We start from the raw sequence: 17,345 nt of genomic DNA on the forward strand, positions 1-17,345 counted from the left end.
AATAGTGAGACCCGAGTTCACGTCGGACATTCGTCCAGCTATATTCCACCGATGTTCAAAGTGCGCCTCGGCATCCGAGCCCGGGTCCTGGCCATCGCCTTGGTGCCAAGCCTGGCGTTGCTCGGAATCGGTGTAGGAACAGCGGGTTACCTGATACGTGAGGGTCGACAGTCGGAACAGTGGGCCGACGCGAACCGAGACGCCATGGGCTATGCCCGCGACGTGGTCGCCGGGGTGGAACAGGAGCGAATGCTGTCGCTGTGGCAGCTGGCCGGTGAGCGGACCGATCCGGCCGAGCTCGCCGCAGCGCGGAGCAGGGTCGACACCGCGTTCGCGCAGCTGGCCCCGCTTGGTGCGAAGATGCAGTCCGCCTCGCAGGGCGTCATGGGAGCCGACACGGGTGGATTCGACACCTTGGGCGCCAGCCTGCCGCAGATTCGCGGTCAGATCGACGCCGGACGGATGTCGATCAACGACACCTATGCCCTCTTCAACACGATTCTCGATGCCGTTGCGCTCGGCACCAACCTGATCACCACCAATGCGCCCAGCGCCGAGGTCGGCGTTGCGCTCATCAACGGCGTGCGCCTCCTGCACGCGATGGAGGGAATGTCGCGGTCCGCCGCGCTCACCGCTGCCGAGATGCAGGGACTGCTCAGCAACGGCCCGCTGCGCAACGACTATCGAAACCTGGTCGGGTCGTACCGGACCGCACTGCCGCAACTCGCCGGCGACCTGGGCGCCGATCCGGCCGCCGAGAAGATCAAGGGAGCGCTGGCATCTCCCGGCTGGCAGCAGGTGGCCGCGATGGAGGACTACCTCATCACGCCGCCTGAGCCGGACAAGGACGGTGACGTCCCGCCTCCTCCCATGACCTTCGCCGCGTGGAACGCCGCGCAGCAGCAGATGGCCGAAGGCGTGATCGACGCCTGGAAGGACGTGAACGACGGGGCGAACCGGATCGCGGCCGACGAGGGCAGCCAGACCGCGACGAACTCGCTGTGGGCGGGTGCCGCCGTGCTCGTGGTTGCGTTCCTCGCGTTCCTGCTGTCGCTGTGGCTGGCCAACCGACTGATCGGGCGGCTCAAGCGCCTGCGCAAGGAAACGCTGGACCTGGCAGAGGTCGAACTGCCCGAGACCATGCGCAAGCTGGGGGCCGGCGAGAAGATCGATACCGGAGCTGCGCACCTGGACTTCGGTGACGACGAAATCGGGTCGGTGGCAAACGCCTTCAACCGCGCACACGAAGCGGCCGTTTCCGCCGCGGTCACCGAGGCCCGCACCCGCGAGGGTGTGCGCGCGGTGTTCCTCAACATCGCCCACCGCAGCCAGATGGTGGTGCATCGGCAACTCGAGGTCCTGGACGAGGCCGAACAACGACAGGAAGACCCTGCCATGTTGGAGACATTCTTCCGCCTCGATCACCTCGCGACCCGCGAACGCCGCAACGCCGAGAACCTCATCATTCTCGGTGGCGGCGAGCCTGGCCGTCAGTGGCGGACCCCGGTGCCCCTGGCCGATCTCGTGCGCAGCGCGATCGGTGAGAGCCTCGACTACAAGCGGGTGCACACGCACCGCATGCCGCAGGTGTTCATCGTCGGCAACGTCGTCGCCGACCTCATCCACCTGCTCGCCGAACTCGTCGACAACGCGACGGCGTTCTCCCCGCCGCAGTCACGCGTCGAGGTCACCGGCAACGTGGTCGGCAAGGGTGTCGCGATCGAGATCACCGACCAGGGCATGGGAATGCCCGGCGAGGAGATCGTTCGCGTCAACGAGATGCTGCGCAATCCGCCGGATTTCGGAGTCGACACCCTGTCGGCGACCTCGCGCCTCGGCCTGTTCATCGTTTCGCAACTGGGCCTGCGGCACGGAATCTCTGTTCAGCTGACCGAATCCGTGTACGGCGGCATTCGTGCCATCGTGCTGGTGCCGAACTCGGCGGTCGCCGCGGACTCGACGCCGATGCCCGACCGTCAGTCGGATCGGTTCGCCGGAGGCGAGACCGAAAGGCGGCCGGTCAGCGCCATGCCGGCACTCGAGTCGACCGAACACTCGGCGGCCGCGTCGGGTGTCGCGACAATGGCACGCCCCACGTCGGCGCCGCCCACCGAGCAGCCCGCGCAGTTCGCGGCCCCGTCACAGGACTGGGCGATCGTCGAGCGCATCGAAGACGAGCCACACACCGAGTACACGGACGATGCTGTGACGACGTCGTGGCACGAGCTGCCGACCCAGGCTGCCGAGCACGAGTCCTTCACCCCGCAGCCGGTGTCCGACAACGGTGGTGACGCCCGCCCGGGCCTTCCTCGCCGTCGCAGGCAGGCCAGTTTGGCGCCGGAACTGGCGCACGACCTTCAACCCGAGGCGGAAGAGCAGCAGCCGTCACGATCGGCGCAGCAAGCGCGAGATCTAATGTCTGCCATCGCGTACGGTACCCACCAAGCTCGGCACGCGGAACCCCCGGTCGAGTACCCGAACACGGACGAAACGGAAGGTGAACGAAGGTGAAGGTGACGACCACCAACTCAGGTGATCTGAACTGGCTCCTCGACGATCTGATCAATCGTCTTGCCGGAGTGCGCTACGCAGTGGTGCTTTCCACTGATGGGCTGCTCCTGAGCCGATCCACGTCCATCAGCCGTGAGGACGCCGAGCACTTCGCTGCCATGTCGGCCACTTTGTACGGTCTGGCGCGCAGCGCGGGGCTTCGCTTTCAAGGCGGCGGAGTTCGCCAGGCCGTCATCGAACTCGACAAGGCGGTGCTGTTCGTGACGGCCGCCGGCAGCAACGCATGTATCGCATTGCATGCCACGGATACCGCGAACCTGGGTATGGTCGCGTACGAAATGAACCTGACCGTGCAGCGTGTCGGTAGCTTCCTGTCCACCGATCCTCGCAACGGTTCGGCCGAGCATGGAGCGTAGGTTGCCGTGACACGTATAGGCCAATCGTGGTTCGACGATGCTGCCGGTCCCTTGATCCGTCCGTATGCCGTTACACGGGGCCGCACGGTTGGGGCCGGACACGATCTCGACATGCTCACGCTCGTCGTGACCGTGTCTCCGGCTCCGCGGCTGCAGCACGTCGAATCCGAGTACGCGGAGATCATTCAGCTGTGCCGCACCGCGCAATCGGTTGCGGAGGTCTCGGCGCACCTGAATCTGCCTCTGGCAGTGACCAAGATCCTGGTCGGTGACCTCATTGCCGACGGACTGCTGAACTTCCGGTCTCCCTTGAACAGCGACTCCGTCAACGACATCTCGGGGATCGGCGACATTAACATTCTGCAAGCAGTACTCGATGGAATCCGAAAGCTGTAGACAACCATGCATGACAATGCGTCCTCAGCCGACCTGGCTGCTTCGGTCAAGATTCTCGTAGCCGGCGGCTTCGGGGTCGGGAAGACCACGATGGTGTCCTCCGTCAGCGAGGTCGCACCGCTGCGTACCGAGGAAACGATCACCGAACTATCCGCCGGCGTAGACGATTTGTCGGGTGTGGAGAGCAAGACCACGACGACGGTGGCTCTGGACTTCGGTCGCATCACCCTCGACGAGAGTCTGGTGCTGTACCTGTTCGGTACACCCGGACAGGACCGGTTCTGGTTCCTCTGGGACGAACTGGTGCGCGGAGCCCTCGGCGCGGTCGTACTCGCAGACACCCGTCGTCTGGAGAACTCGTTCGCCGCCATCGACTTCTTCGAACGGCGCGGAGTCTTGTTCACGGTCGCGGTGAACTGCTTCGACAACGCCCAGGGATACACAACCGACGAGGTTCGCGACGCACTCGACCTCGATGTCGGAACCCCCGTCGTGCTCTGTGACGCGCGCGATCGCGAGTCGTGCAAGTCCGTACTGATCACCCTCGTCGAACACCTCATCGTTCAAGCCAGCGCTTCGGTGGCCTGAGGATCGCACGGCCCGTACCGGTCTTGGCGTAATGTAGTGTCGCAGTGACGGTTCGATCTCGGAGGGCCGGTGAACGACCTCGGGTAGGTTCCCGCTACGGGATCACAGATCGTCTGGGATGCAGGCTTGTAGCGGCTGGCCGGTGAAGGCCCAGCACAGCAACCTGAACGGTGCCAGGAACACAAGGTTGCCGAGGTCGTTGGATCCGGAGTCCTGTGCGAGGTCGGTGGATCCGGCGTTCTGGCCGTCGTGCGGATAGAAGAAGTCGGCGCTGCCGGAACTGCTTCCGGCCCAGGGGACAGGGAGGACCGGATCGTCCACGCCGGCCGGCGCGGCAGATGCCGACGCCCCGGCGCCGAGGGCGATGGTTGCGCCGGCCAATGCAACGATGATTGATCGCTTCACGATGGATCCTCTGCGCTAGTGCTTCTTCGACGTCGATCGACGTCGTGGAGGACGATATATATCGCCCGTCGAGTTGGTGGCTTGTTTGACTGACGGAGCGAGCATCGACGACTTACGCATGTAGGGAGGGGCGGTAGACGAGCTCCTGGATGCTGCCGTCGAGCGTTCGGCTCTCGAGCAGCTCGAGGTCGAAGTCCGCTGCGCCCCGGAAGATGGGGTCATCACCGGTCTGACCGGTGATCACAGGGAAGAGGGTCACCTGGACGCGGTCGATCAGGCCGGCGGCCATCAGCGCCCGGTTCATCGACAGACTGCCATGGGAACGCAATGGCACGTCGGACTCCTGTTTGAGCCGGGCGACGACATCGACGGCATCACCGCGTGCGACGGTCGCGTCCGGCCAGTCGAGAGGCTCGTGCAGGGTGGTCGACACCACGGTCGCCGGCAGGCTCCTCATCCGGGTGACCCATGGGTCGCGCACGGACTCCTCGGTGCCCGAGGTCAGCAGCTGCGTGAACGCCCGGTAGGTGTTGGCTCCGAAGACCATCCGCTGCTCCGCCTCGTACAGGGCGAGGCGGCGGTCGAGTAGTTCGGGGCCTTGCTTGCCCCAGTATCCGCCCCAGTCGCCTCCGCTGACGCCGCCGTAGCCGTCGAGGCTGGAAAAGACGTCGAAGGTGTAGGTGGCGGTCATGATGCTCTCCTCGGTGCGGTTGATCGGGGTGTGTGGATATGGACAGGAAACAACGGCGAATCTCATCGCAAGTTCGACTCTGGTGGAGCGGCGCGTAACGGGACACGCTCCCCGACGCGATACGACGGGTGTCAGGCTCACGATGGATGCGGCGCAGACACGCCCCGGAAAGGCGAGGTCATGACGACTCCGACGGTTCCCACGTCGCCCACCCGCACGCCGAGCGCTCGGCTCCTCGGCGCGATCCGCCCACCAGCGATCGCGCTGGGCTGCTTGCTCGCCGGAGCGCTCCCGGCCATCGCGGACGCGCAACCCATGTCTCCCGCGGTGTGGTCCGGGCCCCTCTACACCGTCGCGGATGGGCCGCTGTGCGGCGGGCACGTCGCATTGTTGACCTCGCCCCGTGGTCCCGGGACAGCATCGATCCAGGTGACCGGCGGGTTCTTCGGGATCTCCGGTACCACCGCGCACTGCAGTGTCGGGGTGAGCGTTCATTGGCGCAATCTGGACACCGGTGCTCACGGTGTCGAGCACGGTCGCGTGGCGGGTCTGATGATCCCGTCGGCGCCCACACAGGTGATGTTCGCCGAGATCCACCCGGGCCCGGGCGCCGTCGAGCTGCGCATGGAACCCGATCGCCCTCATCGCCCGATCGATCCGACGCGTCTGCAGGTGCCGTGACGTGTGAGCGTGGCGTAGCGGATTGTGCGGTGCCGATCGGTCGATGATCCAGCCGTCGCGCACCCTCGCGAAGCGTCACCCGCAGATGTCGCTGCCCGGACCGCCTGATGGCGCGTGTCAATCCCTAGGATGTGGTCGTGTTCGAGTTCGTTCTCTGGGGCTCCACTGTGCTGATCGTGGCGGGGCTTCTCGCATTCTGGTGGCGGCAAGATGCCCGAGAACGCAGGGAGACCGAGCTTTACACGCGGTGGGCCAACGCGACGGTGTGGAACAGCGATCCATCGACGAAGATCGTCGTGGTATCACGGACGGTCGAGGATGTCGCCTCGGTCAGCGACGGTGTCGCGGAGATCGAAGCGGTCTTGGTTTCGGACCCGCCAGTGGTTGCGGGGTGGTACCTCCTCGTCACGGGCTGGGCGGATGCTCGAGATCGCGCGAAACGAGGCGAATCCATCGCTTTCGGAGCCGCCGAGATCCTCGACTCGTTCCCGCCCCACACGCCTGAGCTCGTAGATCGACTGAGGGGGCGAGGGGATCGACCGCCTGGCCTGGCGAGTCGACTGCTCGGGCTCAGGGGACTCTAGGGGGCTGTGTGCGGCTGTAGAGGAGTTGCGCTCGATCCCGCCGGCAACCGGCACGATCTGACATCGCTCAACGCATACGTTCCACGACTCTGGGTACTGAATCCGGTCCAGAGCTGACGCACAACGATCCCGGGGGATCTCCATGAATGCAGGCAAGTTGAATCAACTACTCACTGCGACAGCCCTTTCCGCGGCAGTGGTCGCAGGCGCGGCGGCACCCGCATCCGCAACACCGAACCCGAATCCGCTTGGGCCGATCACCGTGGCCGCGTCGAGCGCATCGTCCGACGGCAGCATCGGCGCCCCCGAGGGTCTGACCGTCGAGGCCCTCGTCGCCGCCCGCAATGCGGGATTCCCGATCTACGAGGCCGGCGAGGTCGTGGTCGTCTCGGCATCGAAAATGGGCGCGATCTACGCAACCGAGTACCGGCGCGTCTACGAGATCGACGCACTGGACACGCCGGCGGCGAAGTTCGTCACCATCGGTGCCGTCGCCCCCGACCACTTCTACGTCATCCCCGGACAAGGCCCTGACTCCATCGTGATCAATATGCGCCCGGTCGAGAACCCGATCTTCCAACGGTTCACCTACGACGTGACTCCGCAGAAGTGGCTGAGCAGCCCGCTGGTCGAACTCCCGGGCGGTGGTCCCAGCGTCGGCATCGCATTCGTTCGCTGACCAGTCATCCTCAGCCCACGGCCCGAGGGCGCTGATTTCCTTCGTCCACCGTTGCGATCACGAACGAGTGAACACGGCTGCAGCTACCTTGTGTGGTGATGGTTGATGACTACGCGTTCACGCGAGACGCGCGCCTTCGTCTAGGCCTGCACGTTCTCGTCCTGGTTCTGGCGCTGATCGTGCTGTTGCGGGCAGTGCTGCTCTCCGAGCCCTATGCCGGGTGGATTGGCGCGTTGACGGCCGTGTTCGTCGTTGTTCACATAGTGGGTGCCTCACGGCGTGCTCCGGTCGCGCGATTCGCCTGGCTGGGTTCGTTGTGTGCGGTCTGGGTGGCGATGGCACTCCTGGGTGCCGACGCAGCGTATGTGTCGTTCGGGCTCATTCTGCTGTTCATGACCGAGATGCCGTTGATCCCGGCGCTGGCAGCGGTGACCGCGATCACGATCGTCAACGTGGTGATCGGGGTCCACGTCGACGGCCGCTGGGGTGGGGCGGTGGTCGGGTCGCTGCTCGGTGCTGTTGTCGGTGTCGTTGTCGGGCTCGGGTTCCGCGTCTTGTTCCACGAAACGGAACGACGACAGCAACTGATCGAGGAACTGCATCGCACCCGTGCGGAGTTGGCGGAGAAGGAGCGCTCCGCGGGCGAACTGGCGGAACGGGAGCGGCTGGCCCGAGAGATTCACGACACCGTTGCGCAGGGCCTGAGCAGCATTCAGATGCTGCTGCACGCTGCCGAGGCCGAAGACTTGCCCCCCGGCGCGGCGGACAAGGTCGTGATGGCTCGGCGAACTGCGTCGGCGGGGTTGGCGGACGCCCGGCGTCTCATCGCAGCGCTCTCGCCGTCGGACCTGGCGGGAAGCTCGCTTGTCGACGCGCTGAACAGGGTGTGTGAGCGAGCGGCAGCCGGGAGCTGCGATGTTCGTCTCCTCGTGGAGGGGCAGGCGGTGTCCCTGCCGATGCCGGTGGCGTCAGCTCTCGTGCGCTTGGCTCAGGGGGCGGTGTCGAACGTCGTGCGCCACGCCGGTGCTCGCCACGCCGTCGTCACCCTCACCTATGGGACCGACGAAGTACATCTGGACGTGGTCGACGACGGGCATGGTTTCGATGCCGCGATCCTGGACGATCCCGCCGCACACAACTTCGGACTCAACGCCATGCGCACCCGTGTCGAGCAGCTCAGTGGGCGGTGGTCCATCGAATCCGAACCCGGGCACACCGCCGTATCTGTGACTTTTCCGCTCGCGCAACAGGAGGAGCACAGATGATCCGGCTGGTGCTTGCCGACGACCATGCGATCGTGCGTGCAGGGTTGCGGGCCTTGCTCGAACGGCACTCAGCGGAGATCACGATCGTCGCCGAGGCCGCCACCGGCGAAGAGGCTGTTGCGTTGTGCCGTGATGGGGCGATCGATCTCGTACTCATGGATCTGAGGTTCGGGGCCGGGTTGACCGGTGTGGAAGCGACCAGTCAGATCCGGTCGCTGCCGAATGCACCACGTGTCCTGGTGGTGACGAACTACGACACCGACGCCGAGATTCTGCGTGCGATCGAAGCCGGTGCCAGTGGCTACCTGCTCAAGGACACCGCGCCGGCCGAACTGTTCACGGCGATCGTGGCGGCAGCGGGGGGTGCGAGCGCGTTGTCTCCCGCGGTGGCCTCGAAACTGATGGCGCAGATGCGTGATCCCGGGGTGGCACTCACCCCGCGCGAGGTTCAGGTGTTGGAGGCGGTGGCGGTCGGATATTCCAACCGGGAGATCGCTCGCCGGATGTTCCTCAGCGAAGGCACGGTGAAGACGCATCTGACGAACGTGTTCGGAAAACTGGGTGTGCGATCGCGGACCGCGGCGGTCGCGCAGGCACGCGCGCGGGGGATCATCGGCGGCGGCATCGACTAGTCCAGCCACCAGCGGGTGGTCGGAGAGCAACCTCCATCATCGGAGGTGACCGGGCGGTCGTCGCGGCCGGTTCAGGACGGCTCCGACAGGCAGTTTCCGCGCTGCCTCTATCCAAAGTCGTAGATGAATCCGACCGTTCTTCCGATGTGCCGGAGCCCGGATTTCGGTCGGATGGAAGGCGTGAAGACACTTGTCAATTGCGCATTCGGGCACGCTCTGGCGGGTCCTTGTCACCGACGGCTGACCAAGGCCGATGTGGCCGAAAAAGCAAGCACCCCAGGAAACATGGCGGGGATCGCATGAGCGAACGGCAGATGCGACGAGGGGAGCCTTCGAACGCTCGAATGCTGGTGCGCGCCTTCCGTGTTGTTGCGTCGCTGGAAGCAGCGACCTGGCTCGGGTTGCTGATCGGCATGTACTTCAAGTGGATCGCGAAGAGCACCGACCTCGGCGTCCGCATCTTCGGACCCCTGCACGGGGCGGTGTTCGTGACGTTCGTTGTGCTCTCGATCGCAATGTACGTCCGACTGGGCTGGCGCCTGCGGACCTTGTTGCTCGCGTTGGTGTCCTCACTGCCACCGTTCGCCACGATCGCATTCGAGGTGTGGGGTGATCGCACCGGGCGCTTCGTTCCGGGGGCGGACCGTCACTCCGACTTCCCGGCCCGCTATCCGACGCCGGTGCGATGAACGCATTCCGGTCGGGATTGGACGCAACGACATGACATCACGCTTCATGAAAACCCTCTTCGGGTCCCGCCGTCGGGCCGGCATCCTCGTTCTGCTGTGGATCGTCCTCGTGGGTGCACTCGCAAGTGTGGCACCCACCTTGGAGGAGGTCGAAAACAACGCGGGGGCAAACGATCCGCCCGCTTCGTCGGAATCCGTACACGCCGCCGAGTTGGCGGCCCGCGAGTTCCCGAGAAGTGAGGGAACTCCCGCGATCGTCGTCGTTCACGGCGCCGACAGTTCCGAGACCTCGGCGGCAGTGGACCGGATCGCCGCGAGCATCAACGGCGCGAAAGCCGACAACCCGTCGATCGCCGCGGTGGTCACCGCCGACAGTCATGGCGACGGCAGCCTGCGCACCACCGACGGCGCCAGCGAGATGGTCGTCGTCTCGCTGACAGGCAACCCGACAGACGAGTCGTTCCAGGACACGGTCGGCACCCTTCGCGATCTGGTGGGCGAGGCCGCAGGACCGGCCGATGCCGCTGTCACCGGACCAGCCGGGATCGCCACCGACACGGTGGAGGTGTTCCGCAGCGGCGACAAGATCCTGCTCCTCGGAACAATCCTGCTGGTCGCGATCATCCTGATGGTGATCTATCGATCGCCCGTCCTCGTGGTCGTGGCGCTGGCCGGTGTCGGCGTCGCGATGCGGCTCGCCGAAACGGTGGGCGCGATGATGGCCGATGCGGGCTGGTTCGACATCAGTTCGCAGACCGCATCGATCATGACCGTGCTTCTGTTCGGTGTCGGCACCGACTACGCGCTGATCGTCATCGCCCGCTACCGTGAGGCACTCGCCGCGGAATCGGAGCGATCGGCCGCGATGATGCGGGCTCTGCGGGGAGTCTCCGAATCGATCCTGTCGAGTGTGTCGACGATCGTCCTGGCCATGCTGGCTCTGCTGGTGGCAATCTCTCCGGCATTGCGCGGGTTCGGACCGTATCTCGCGTTGGGTGTCGCCTCGATGGGACTGGTCGCCTTCACCTTCACCCCCGCGCTCATGCTGCTCTTCGGGGGAAAACTCTTCTGGCCGTCCACAACCCAAGCGGCATCGGGTCGTGTGGGAGGCAAGGTCTGGGAACGGATCGCGAACCTGGTCGACCGATCGCCGAAAGCGGTGCTGGTCTCCACACTGCTCGGTCTGCTCGTGATGACCGCGGGACTGGCGGGCTATCGCGAGAGCTTCGACTTCATCAGCGGATTCCGGATCGACACCCAGTCCGAGACCGGCCAGAACATGATCGCCGATGCGTTCGGCGCCGGCGAGATCGCGCCGTCGACCGTCTACGTCACCGCACCGGCCGGGACACCGTCGCCCGACTGGAACGAGATCACCCGTCAACTGGCGGACGTGGACGGGGTCGCCCGGTTGAGCGAGAGTCCCACGGTCAGCGCCGACGGGGCGACGGCAGCATTCGAGGTCACCTTCACCGACAACCCCTACAGTCCCGCTGCTCTGGACCGTATCGAAACCCTGGCGTCCGTCGCGCAATCCGCCGCAGACACCGCTGGGATCGACGGTGCGCGGGTCCTCGTCGGTGGCGAAAGCGCTCACGCTGCCGACATCCGTTCGGCGCTCGATCGCGACAACTGGGTGGTCGCCGCGCTGGTGCTCCTGATCGTGGCCGCAGTGCTGGCGCTGCTGCTGCGATCGGCTCTCGCACCCCTGTATCTGGTCGGAACTCTCGTACTGTCGTTCACTGCGACGCTCGGGCTCACGACCTTCATCACCGTCACGGTGCTGGGCGACGCCGGAATCGGGAATCGAGTCGCGGTCTACGTGTTCGTGTTCCTGGTCGCTCTGGGTGTCGACTACACCATCTTCCTGATGAGCCGCTACCGGCAAGAACTTTCGGCACATCCACCACGGGAAGCGTTGCGGGTTGCACTCACCCGGACCGGTGGGGTGATTTCCTCCGCGGGTGTCATCCTGGCGGCCACCTTCGCCGTGTTGACCACCCAACCGATCCGGGAACTGTTCCAGTTCGGATTGGCGATGGCCATCGGAATCCTGCTCGATACCTTCATTGTTCGACCCCTGCTCGTTCCGGCGATCATGCGCCTACTCGGCGACAAGGCACTGTGGCCGACAGTTCCTCGACCGACACCCGAACGGGATCCGGATGTGGAGTTGTCCGGCGTCTAGGGGCCGGCAGAAGAATCCGCATGCATGGGGAAGGGGGCCCGCGTTTGCGGGTCCCCTTCCCCATGCATGCGGATTGAACCCTCCGGGATTTCCTGCCGCTTCCGTCCTTTCGATGTTGGTGACCTCCACGTGTCCGGTGGACGGAACTACGCGGAGTCGCGGCGTCGGAGGAACGTCTTGAGCGCGGCTTCGACATTGTCGCGGACGAATTCTTCTTGTTCCGTGGCGATTACCGAGCGCATCGTCTCGAGTTCGCGCTCGGCGCCGGGTAGGCCGAACACCGCGCAGCCGGCTGCGTTGCGGACATCCCAGTCGTCGTCCGTTCGGGCCAGGTGGATCAGCGCCCTGCGGCAGCCCTCGGCGAGAGAGTCGTCGTCGACCAGAAGGATCTCGAAGACCCTCACCGCCTCGATTCTCACCAGGTCGTCCTCTGACACATCCGCTGCAACACCGAGCAGAAACGGAGCCAGCACCGATCCGTCGTCATCGCCGGGAACCAACGAACGCAGGGCGGTGAAGCGCGCATCAGCGCTCCACTGAGAGAAATTGGCGATCACTTCACGTGCAGGTGCCGATTCCGACGTCATGAGACGTCACGCTACGGGGCTTGCCTGTCACGGAGTCGAGCACTTCGACGTCATCTCGAATGCCTGTCGAGTCTGCGGTTCAGGGGACGTGGAGGACCACGACGCCCGGGCTGACGGGGCGGTGATCGGCGGTCCGCGCGTCGGCGGTCGCGGTGACGATGCCGCTGCCGGTTTCCACCGTCGAAGGGGTGTACGCGCAGAAGTCCTGCGGCGTTGTGCGGCTGTAGTCGATCGGGACGCGGAGGACCTGGGTTGTGCCAGTGGCGCCGGTCGTCAGGTTTCGCCAGTACATGGTCATGCCAATGCAGTCGTACGTGTCGATCTGGTACGTGGTTGGACGGGCTAGCTGAAAGGTCACTTCGCCCGGCGCTCCCGTCGTTGCGGTGGGGGTCAGTGTCACCAGCGGCGGCAAGTAGCACCTGAATCCGACCCCGCAACCGGAGAGGAACGTGGCCGGGATCTGAAACGGCGTGGTCGAAGCCGCTGGGCCGGGCGGCAGGTTCGCCGCTGCCGCCGGGGAGCCGAGGAACGGCATCAGTGTGGTTGCCGATGCAACGGCGCCGGCGATGAGTAGGTGAATCGCTGTGCGGCGCATGGCGTGGCCTCCAACGTGGGATCCGCCCCGACCCTTCTGTAGACCAGCGTAGGCCGCGAGCGCTAGCTGCTCTGCCGAGTTCCAGGAAGACGCTTCGCCCGGCGGTGGCAATCAATGTGCTCGTCTGGCGGCGCGCAGTCCATCGCCGACCACGCCCACCGAGTAAACGTTGCGCCAGTGAATCACAAAGAGCCTGTATAGAACAGGTTTTATTAGTTCAGCTAATGGCAAGCCACTTTTGTGTCGTGAACTGGATCTTTGTTGTTCAGCTACACGCTGCAGCCGACGGTCAGTTCGCTGCCCGACAAGGAGTCCATCGCCACCACCACCGACATCCAGCGACTCAAGATCGACTGGGAGATCCCGGAGAACACCGAGTTCGTCGGCGCCACGGTCGTGGCGGGCACGAGCAAGGGCCTGGTCGGTGTCGCACCGTCGGTCATCCGCGTCAACGAAGCGGGCGAGCCCGACGCGGCCGGCACCATCCTGCGCCTGTCCGGCGACAACGAGACGGTCGGCAACGGCCCGAAGTCCAGCCTCAACACCCCCGGTGGCATCGCGGTCGAGAAGACGAAGACCGACATGGACGGCAACCCGACCGCCGACGGCTCCACGAAGTTCCAGCTGCCCGCCGTCGAGGTCACCGTCAAGGCCCTTGCCGAGGGCGTCGTCACCCCGAAGGTGCGCGTGTCGGGCGACGCCGCGAACTACAACAGCGAGACGAACTACGACACCTTCCTGGCACGGGCGTTCGCGCTCGGGTCGGAACAGAACGCACCGACCTTCTGCACTCCGAAGGACGGCAAGCGGCCGGCCAACGACGTACCGGTGAACGCAGGCGGCCAGGCCCTGGCGACCGTCACCATCGGCGCGGGTGGACCGGTCGACCCGGTGGATCCGGTCGATCCCGTCGATCCGGGTGCCGGCTCGGTGGATCTCGGATCGCTCGGGTCCCTCTTCCAGTCCTGATCCGACTCGTCAGTGTCGCAAGGCCGGTTCCGCTGCGGGAACCGGCCTTGCGCCGTCAAGTTCAGTCCGCCAGGACCCGCCCGAGTGGGTCGTGCGGTCAGCCCCGGTTGTGTTCGACGACCCACGCGGCGATCTGTGTTCGGGAGGTGAATCCCAGCTTCGCGAGAATGTGCTCGACGTGTCCCTCGGCGGTTCGTTGCGAGATCACGAGTCGGGCGGCGATGGCGCTGTTGGTCAGGCCCTCGGCGACGAGGTCCGCGACCTGTTGCTCGCGTCGGGTCAACGTCGGCTTGGTCTTGTCCTTGGCAGCCGGCCGGGCAGGCTCGGCGGTCTCGGCCAGCACGTACGCCACGGCCTCGCCGAAGCTCGCGGATGCTCCCTTGCGGTAGTTCGCGTCGAAGGACTTCGGGCCGAGCGCGCGACGTGTCCGTTGCTCGCATTCGTCGTGGAATTCGCGCAGGGTCGGGAGCGCGATGTTCGGCACGCCCCCCGTCCGCCGCATGGCCTGCGCGGAGCCCAGTAGCACCGCCGCCCGCGGGAAGTCGTCGCCGTCCGCGGCGATCCAGGCCAGGCATTCGATGCACGGCGCGGAGCCGAACGAGTCGTCGACGGATCGGAACAGTTGCACGGCCTGTTCGATCAGAGCGACCGCTCGCGCCGGCTCGGTCGACCACACCGTCAACCCGAGTGTGCGCAGTGCCCAGGCTCGGAACACGAGCTCGCCGCGAGGCTCGGTGATGGCCAGTACCTGCTCGAGGCAGTCGGCAGCCTTCGCCGCGTGTCCGAGCAGCCCGTGGGCGACCTCGACGCCGGTCAGCGTGACGACCCGTAGCAGGAGGTCCTCGGGCGGACAGGTCTCCAGGGACGCATCGAAATGTGCTGCCGCGGTGGGCAGATCGTTGGACATCAACGCGAGGTTTCCGGCCGCGTACAGCACGGTCGCGTCGGCGTCCGGGTCGCCGGTGTCCGCCGCTGCGGCGCGTGCCCATTCGACCCGCTCGGCGCCGGTCTCGACATCACCCTGAAAACCGTTGAGTACCCCGCCGAGGCTCACGGCCCGCACCCAATCCGCGCCCCGCGGAACACCTTCGACCAACATCCGTTCGGTCCAGCGGGCGCCCTCGTTGAGCTGTCCGGTGGCGAGCCAGAAGGCGTACAGAGCCGCCGTGATGCGCAGGCCGACCGCCACGTCGTCCGGCTCCGCGATGCTGGCGTCCAACGCCTCGCGGATGTTCTGCTGGTCCAGTTTCAGGCGGGCGATCCAGTCCAGCTGGCGCGGTCCTATCCAGTCGGCCTCGGCCTGCAGCGCCAGGCGCTCGTACCAGTCCCGGTGGCGTCGCCGCATCCGCGCGACCTCGCCGGACTCCTCGAGCTTCTCGAGACCGTACTCGCGGAGGGTCTCGAGGAGGCGGTACCTCCCTGCGGTCGCCGATTCCTCGCGCAGCAGGATCGACTTCTCCACCAGCGACGCAATCAGGTCGAGCAGCGCGTCCGGTGTCAGGTCGGCGCCGCACACGTGCTCGACCGCCGTGAGTTCGAAGCTGCCCGCGAAGACCGACAGCCGAGCCCACAGCTTCTGCTCTTCTGGGGTGCACAGGTCGTGACTCCAGTCGATGCACAGTCGCAACGTCTGCTGTCGCGACGGGGCGGCGCGCTTGCCGCGGCTCAACAGGGTGTAGCGGTCGGTGAGACGCTGCAGGATCTGCTCGGGCGACAGTGCCTGCAGTCGTCCGGCCGCCAGTTCGATCGGCAGCGGTAGGCCCTCGAGCCGGTGGCAGATCCCGGCTACGGCGGCCATGTTGTCCTCGGTGAGCTCGAATCCCGGCAGTGCCGCGACGGCGCGTTCGGTGAACAGCGTCACCGCGTCGTAGCTGGGCAGACCCCCGAGATCGAGTGAGCGGTCGGGCTCGGGCGCGGTCATCGGCGGGACGCGAAGCGTCTTCTCCCCGCTGATGCCGAGCGACTCCCGGCTGGTGGCGAGAATCCGCAGGTCGGGGCACTGTTGCAGGAGCGTCCCGGTCAGGTCCGCCACCGCGTCGATCACCTGCTCGCAGTTGTCGAGCACCAGCAGGGTCTGGCGCGACTCGAGAAACTCCGCGAGGACCGTCTGCAGCGGCTGGATCGAGAAGGACTTGAGCCCGAGGGCCGAGGCCACCAGGCTCACCAGCAGTGACCCGTCGTGGAGGTCGCCCAGCTCGACCAGCCACGCCCCGTCGGCGAAGGCGCGTTGGGTGCTCGACGCGATCCGCAGCGCGAGGCGGGTCTTGCCGACGCCACCGATTCCGGTGAGCGTCACCAGCCGGGAACTCGACATCAGCTCCTTGGACTCCGCCAGTTCGTTGCGACGGTTGACGAAACTCGTCAGCTCCGCGGGCAGGTTCCCCTTCTTGTTGCGCGTGGAGGTGACCGTCGGCGAGCGCCCGCCACCGTTCGGAGGTCGACGATCACTCCGCCTCAGCGACGGCGTGGACGTCATCAGGGCCATCTCGTCGACGGGAAGACCGTGGCGGAACTCGATTTCACGCAGTGCGTCGCCGAGCTGTGCGGCGGTGTGGCGGGCGTCCGGGTCGGTGGACATGGCGCGCTCGATGGTGGCCGCGACGTCGTCGGGAATGTTCAGTTCGCGTAGGTCCGGGACGGGTTGGGTGGTGATGCGCAGGAACTGCGCGACGACCTGCTCTCCACTGCGACGCTCGAAGGCCGCGTGGCCGGTGAGCGCGCAGAACAGCGTCGAGCCGAGTCCGTACACGTCCGCGGCGGGACTGGGCGATCCGCCATCGAGAACTTCGGGCGCGGTGAAGGCCGGCGTCGCGGTGAACGTGCCGATGGCGGTCTCGAACCCGCCGGAGACGTGTGCGATGCCGAAGTCGGTCAGGGCAGGTTCGCCGTAGTCGGTGAGCAGCACGTTCGCCGGTTTGACGTCGCGATGCAGGATGCCGAGCCGGTGCGCGGACTCCACCGCACCGGCGAGCTTCACCCCGAACTGCAGTGTCTGCTCGAGCGGCAGGGGTCCGGAGTCTCGGATCCGCACGTCCAGCGAACGCTGCGCGCAATAGGGCATCACGATGTAGGGCCGGTCGCTCTCCGTGCTGCCGACCTGCAGGACGTTGACGATGTTGGGGTGCCCGGTCAGTCGACCCATCGCACGCTGCTCCCGGAGGAACCGGGTGAGGTTCTCCTCGTCGAGATCGGCGGTGAGCACCTTCACCGCCACGGTGCGGTCCAGCGGTGCCTGCGTGCAGCGGTACACGACACCGAAACCGCCGCGTCCGATCTCGCTCGCATCGGTGAACCCGGCGGCATCGAGCTCCGACACCACCGACGGGTTCACCCCACGCTGAGTCGCGAACGGATCGCTTCCGGCCATCGGTCAGGCCGATCCGTCGCGCGTAGGACGTCCTCGGGGATACGGCACGGCACTCACCTCACGGCAGGTTCTGGAATCCCATACTGCCACCCGATTCGGGGT

17 protein-coding genes are annotated in these 17,345 nt (G+C 66.0%); 12 read left to right on the forward strand and 5 right to left on the reverse strand.

Annotation, left to right across the window (positions count from 1 at the left end):
• Positions 1-51 precede the first annotated feature (51 nt).
• From FFS72_RS04450 to FFS72_RS04465, 4 genes are read left to right on the forward strand one after another with little or no spacing between them, the layout of a single operon-like run.
• A complete protein-coding gene (locus FFS72_RS04450; protein WP_137872824.1) occupies positions 52-2,511 on the forward strand; it encodes a sensor histidine kinase in 2,460 nt (819 codons plus the stop codon).
• A gap of 2 nt (positions 2,512-2,513) precedes the next feature.
• Complete coding sequence (locus tag FFS72_RS04455; protein WP_050066658.1) at positions 2,514-2,927, forward strand: roadblock/LC7 domain-containing protein; 414 nt, start codon at positions 2,514-2,516, stop codon at positions 2,925-2,927.
• Positions 2,928-2,933: 6 nt separating this feature from the next.
• Positions 2,934-3,323 (forward strand): DUF742 domain-containing protein, encoded by a 390-nt coding sequence (locus FFS72_RS04460; RefSeq protein WP_050066352.1) that lies wholly within the window; start codon positions 2,934-2,936, stop codon positions 3,321-3,323.
• 6 nt (positions 3,324-3,329) lie between these two features.
• Positions 3,330-3,911 (forward strand): GTP-binding protein, encoded by a 582-nt coding sequence (locus FFS72_RS04465; protein WP_137872825.1) that lies wholly within the window; start codon positions 3,330-3,332, stop codon positions 3,909-3,911.
• A gap of 102 nt (positions 3,912-4,013) precedes the next feature.
• Here FFS72_RS04465 and FFS72_RS04470 read toward each other — a convergent pair whose 3' ends face one another.
• Both FFS72_RS04470 and FFS72_RS04475 read right to left on the reverse strand, forming a co-directional pair.
• A complete protein-coding gene (locus FFS72_RS04470) occupies positions 4,014-4,316 on the reverse strand; it encodes a hypothetical protein (protein ID WP_137872826.1) in 303 nt (100 codons plus the stop codon).
• Between the two features lie 112 nt (positions 4,317-4,428).
• Positions 4,429-5,007, reverse strand: coding sequence for a dihydrofolate reductase family protein (locus FFS72_RS04475; protein ID WP_137872827.1), 579 nt, complete (start codon positions 5,005-5,007; stop codon positions 4,429-4,431).
• A 180-nt stretch (positions 5,008-5,187) separates the two neighbouring features.
• Between FFS72_RS04475 and FFS72_RS04480 the strand changes: the two genes are divergently transcribed.
• The 7 genes from FFS72_RS04480 to FFS72_RS04510 all read left to right on the forward strand — a co-directional run bounded on the left by FFS72_RS04480 (position 5,188) and on the right by FFS72_RS04510 (position 11,725).
• Positions 5,188-5,688 carry a hypothetical protein gene (locus tag FFS72_RS04480; RefSeq protein WP_137872828.1) on the forward strand — a complete coding sequence of 167 codons (501 nt, stop codon included), beginning with the start codon at positions 5,188-5,190 and terminating at the stop codon, positions 5,686-5,688.
• A 137-nt stretch (positions 5,689-5,825) separates the two neighbouring features.
• Complete coding sequence (locus tag FFS72_RS04485) at positions 5,826-6,272, forward strand: hypothetical protein (RefSeq protein WP_137872829.1); 447 nt, start codon at positions 5,826-5,828, stop codon at positions 6,270-6,272.
• Between the two features lie 142 nt (positions 6,273-6,414).
• Positions 6,415-6,951 (forward strand): hypothetical protein, encoded by a 537-nt coding sequence (locus FFS72_RS04490; protein WP_137872830.1) that lies wholly within the window; start codon positions 6,415-6,417, stop codon positions 6,949-6,951.
• 98 nt (positions 6,952-7,049) lie between these two features.
• A complete protein-coding gene (locus tag FFS72_RS04495) occupies positions 7,050-8,216 on the forward strand; it encodes a sensor histidine kinase (protein WP_137872831.1) in 1,167 nt (388 codons plus the stop codon).
• On the forward strand, positions 8,213-8,848 hold the full coding sequence (locus FFS72_RS04500) for a response regulator (RefSeq protein ID WP_137872832.1): 636 nt from the start codon (positions 8,213-8,215) through the stop codon (positions 8,846-8,848). Before FFS72_RS04495 ends, FFS72_RS04500 begins: the two co-directional genes overlap by 4 nt.
• 299 nt (positions 8,849-9,147) lie before the next feature.
• A complete protein-coding gene (locus FFS72_RS04505) occupies positions 9,148-9,537 on the forward strand; it encodes a DUF3817 domain-containing protein (protein ID WP_249353120.1) in 390 nt (129 codons plus the stop codon).
• Between the two features lie 31 nt (positions 9,538-9,568).
• A complete protein-coding gene (locus FFS72_RS04510; protein WP_137872833.1) occupies positions 9,569-11,725 on the forward strand; it encodes an MMPL family transporter in 2,157 nt (718 codons plus the stop codon).
• 146 nt (positions 11,726-11,871) lie between these two features.
• Here FFS72_RS04510 and FFS72_RS04515 read toward each other — a convergent pair whose 3' ends face one another.
• Together FFS72_RS04515 and FFS72_RS04520 are read right to left on the reverse strand one after the other, a co-directional pair.
• Positions 11,872-12,312, reverse strand: coding sequence for a HEAT repeat domain-containing protein (locus FFS72_RS04515; RefSeq protein ID WP_137872834.1), 441 nt, complete (start codon positions 12,310-12,312; stop codon positions 11,872-11,874).
• A 79-nt stretch (positions 12,313-12,391) separates the two neighbouring features.
• A complete protein-coding gene (locus FFS72_RS04520; protein ID WP_137872835.1) occupies positions 12,392-12,670 on the reverse strand; it encodes a hypothetical protein in 279 nt (92 codons plus the stop codon).
• A gap of 498 nt (positions 12,671-13,168) precedes the next feature.
• On the opposite strand from FFS72_RS04520, the gene FFS72_RS04525 reads away from it, so the two are divergent.
• Positions 13,169-13,876 carry a hypothetical protein gene (locus FFS72_RS04525; RefSeq protein WP_137872836.1) on the forward strand — a complete coding sequence of 236 codons (708 nt, stop codon included), beginning with the start codon at positions 13,169-13,171 and terminating at the stop codon, positions 13,874-13,876.
• 97 nt (positions 13,877-13,973) lie between these two features.
• Here the strand turns inward: FFS72_RS04525 and FFS72_RS04530 are convergent, their stop codons facing one another.
• Positions 13,974-17,243 carry a protein kinase domain-containing protein gene (locus FFS72_RS04530; protein WP_137872837.1) on the reverse strand — a complete coding sequence of 1,090 codons (3,270 nt, stop codon included), beginning with the start codon at positions 17,241-17,243 and terminating at the stop codon, positions 13,974-13,976.
• Positions 17,244-17,345: the final 102 nt, after the last annotated feature.

Origin of the sequence: Rhodococcus sp. Q, assembly GCF_005503035.1 — a bacterium.
GTDB lineage: Bacteria > Actinomycetota > Actinomycetes > Mycobacteriales > Mycobacteriaceae > Rhodococcus_G.

Coding starts and splice junctions, on each gene's coding strand:
- FFS72_RS04450 (WP_137872824.1), top strand. CDS start 52: ATGTTCAAAGTGCGCCTCGGCATCCGAGCCCGGGTCCTGGCCATCGCC.
- FFS72_RS04465 (WP_137872825.1), top strand. CDS start 3,330: ATGCATGACAATGCGTCCTCAGCCGACCTGGCTGCTTCGGTCAAGATT.
- FFS72_RS04475 (WP_137872827.1), bottom strand. CDS start 5,007: ATGACCGCCACCTACACCTTCGACGTCTTTTCCAGCCTCGACGGCTAC.
- FFS72_RS04480 (WP_137872828.1), top strand. CDS start 5,188: ATGACGACTCCGACGGTTCCCACGTCGCCCACCCGCACGCCGAGCGCT.
- FFS72_RS04490 (WP_137872830.1), top strand. CDS start 6,415: ATGAATGCAGGCAAGTTGAATCAACTACTCACTGCGACAGCCCTTTCC.
- FFS72_RS04495 (WP_137872831.1), top strand. CDS start 7,050: ATGGTTGATGACTACGCGTTCACGCGAGACGCGCGCCTTCGTCTAGGC.
- FFS72_RS04500 (WP_137872832.1), top strand. CDS start 8,213: ATGATCCGGCTGGTGCTTGCCGACGACCATGCGATCGTGCGTGCAGGG.
- FFS72_RS04505 (WP_249353120.1), top strand. CDS start 9,148: ATGAGCGAACGGCAGATGCGACGAGGGGAGCCTTCGAACGCTCGAATG.
- FFS72_RS04510 (WP_137872833.1), top strand. CDS start 9,569: ATGACATCACGCTTCATGAAAACCCTCTTCGGGTCCCGCCGTCGGGCC.
- FFS72_RS04515 (WP_137872834.1), bottom strand. CDS start 12,312: ATGACGTCGGAATCGGCACCTGCACGTGAAGTGATCGCCAATTTCTCT.
- FFS72_RS04530 (WP_137872837.1), bottom strand. CDS start 17,243: ATGGCCGGAAGCGATCCGTTCGCGACTCAGCGTGGGGTGAACCCGTCG.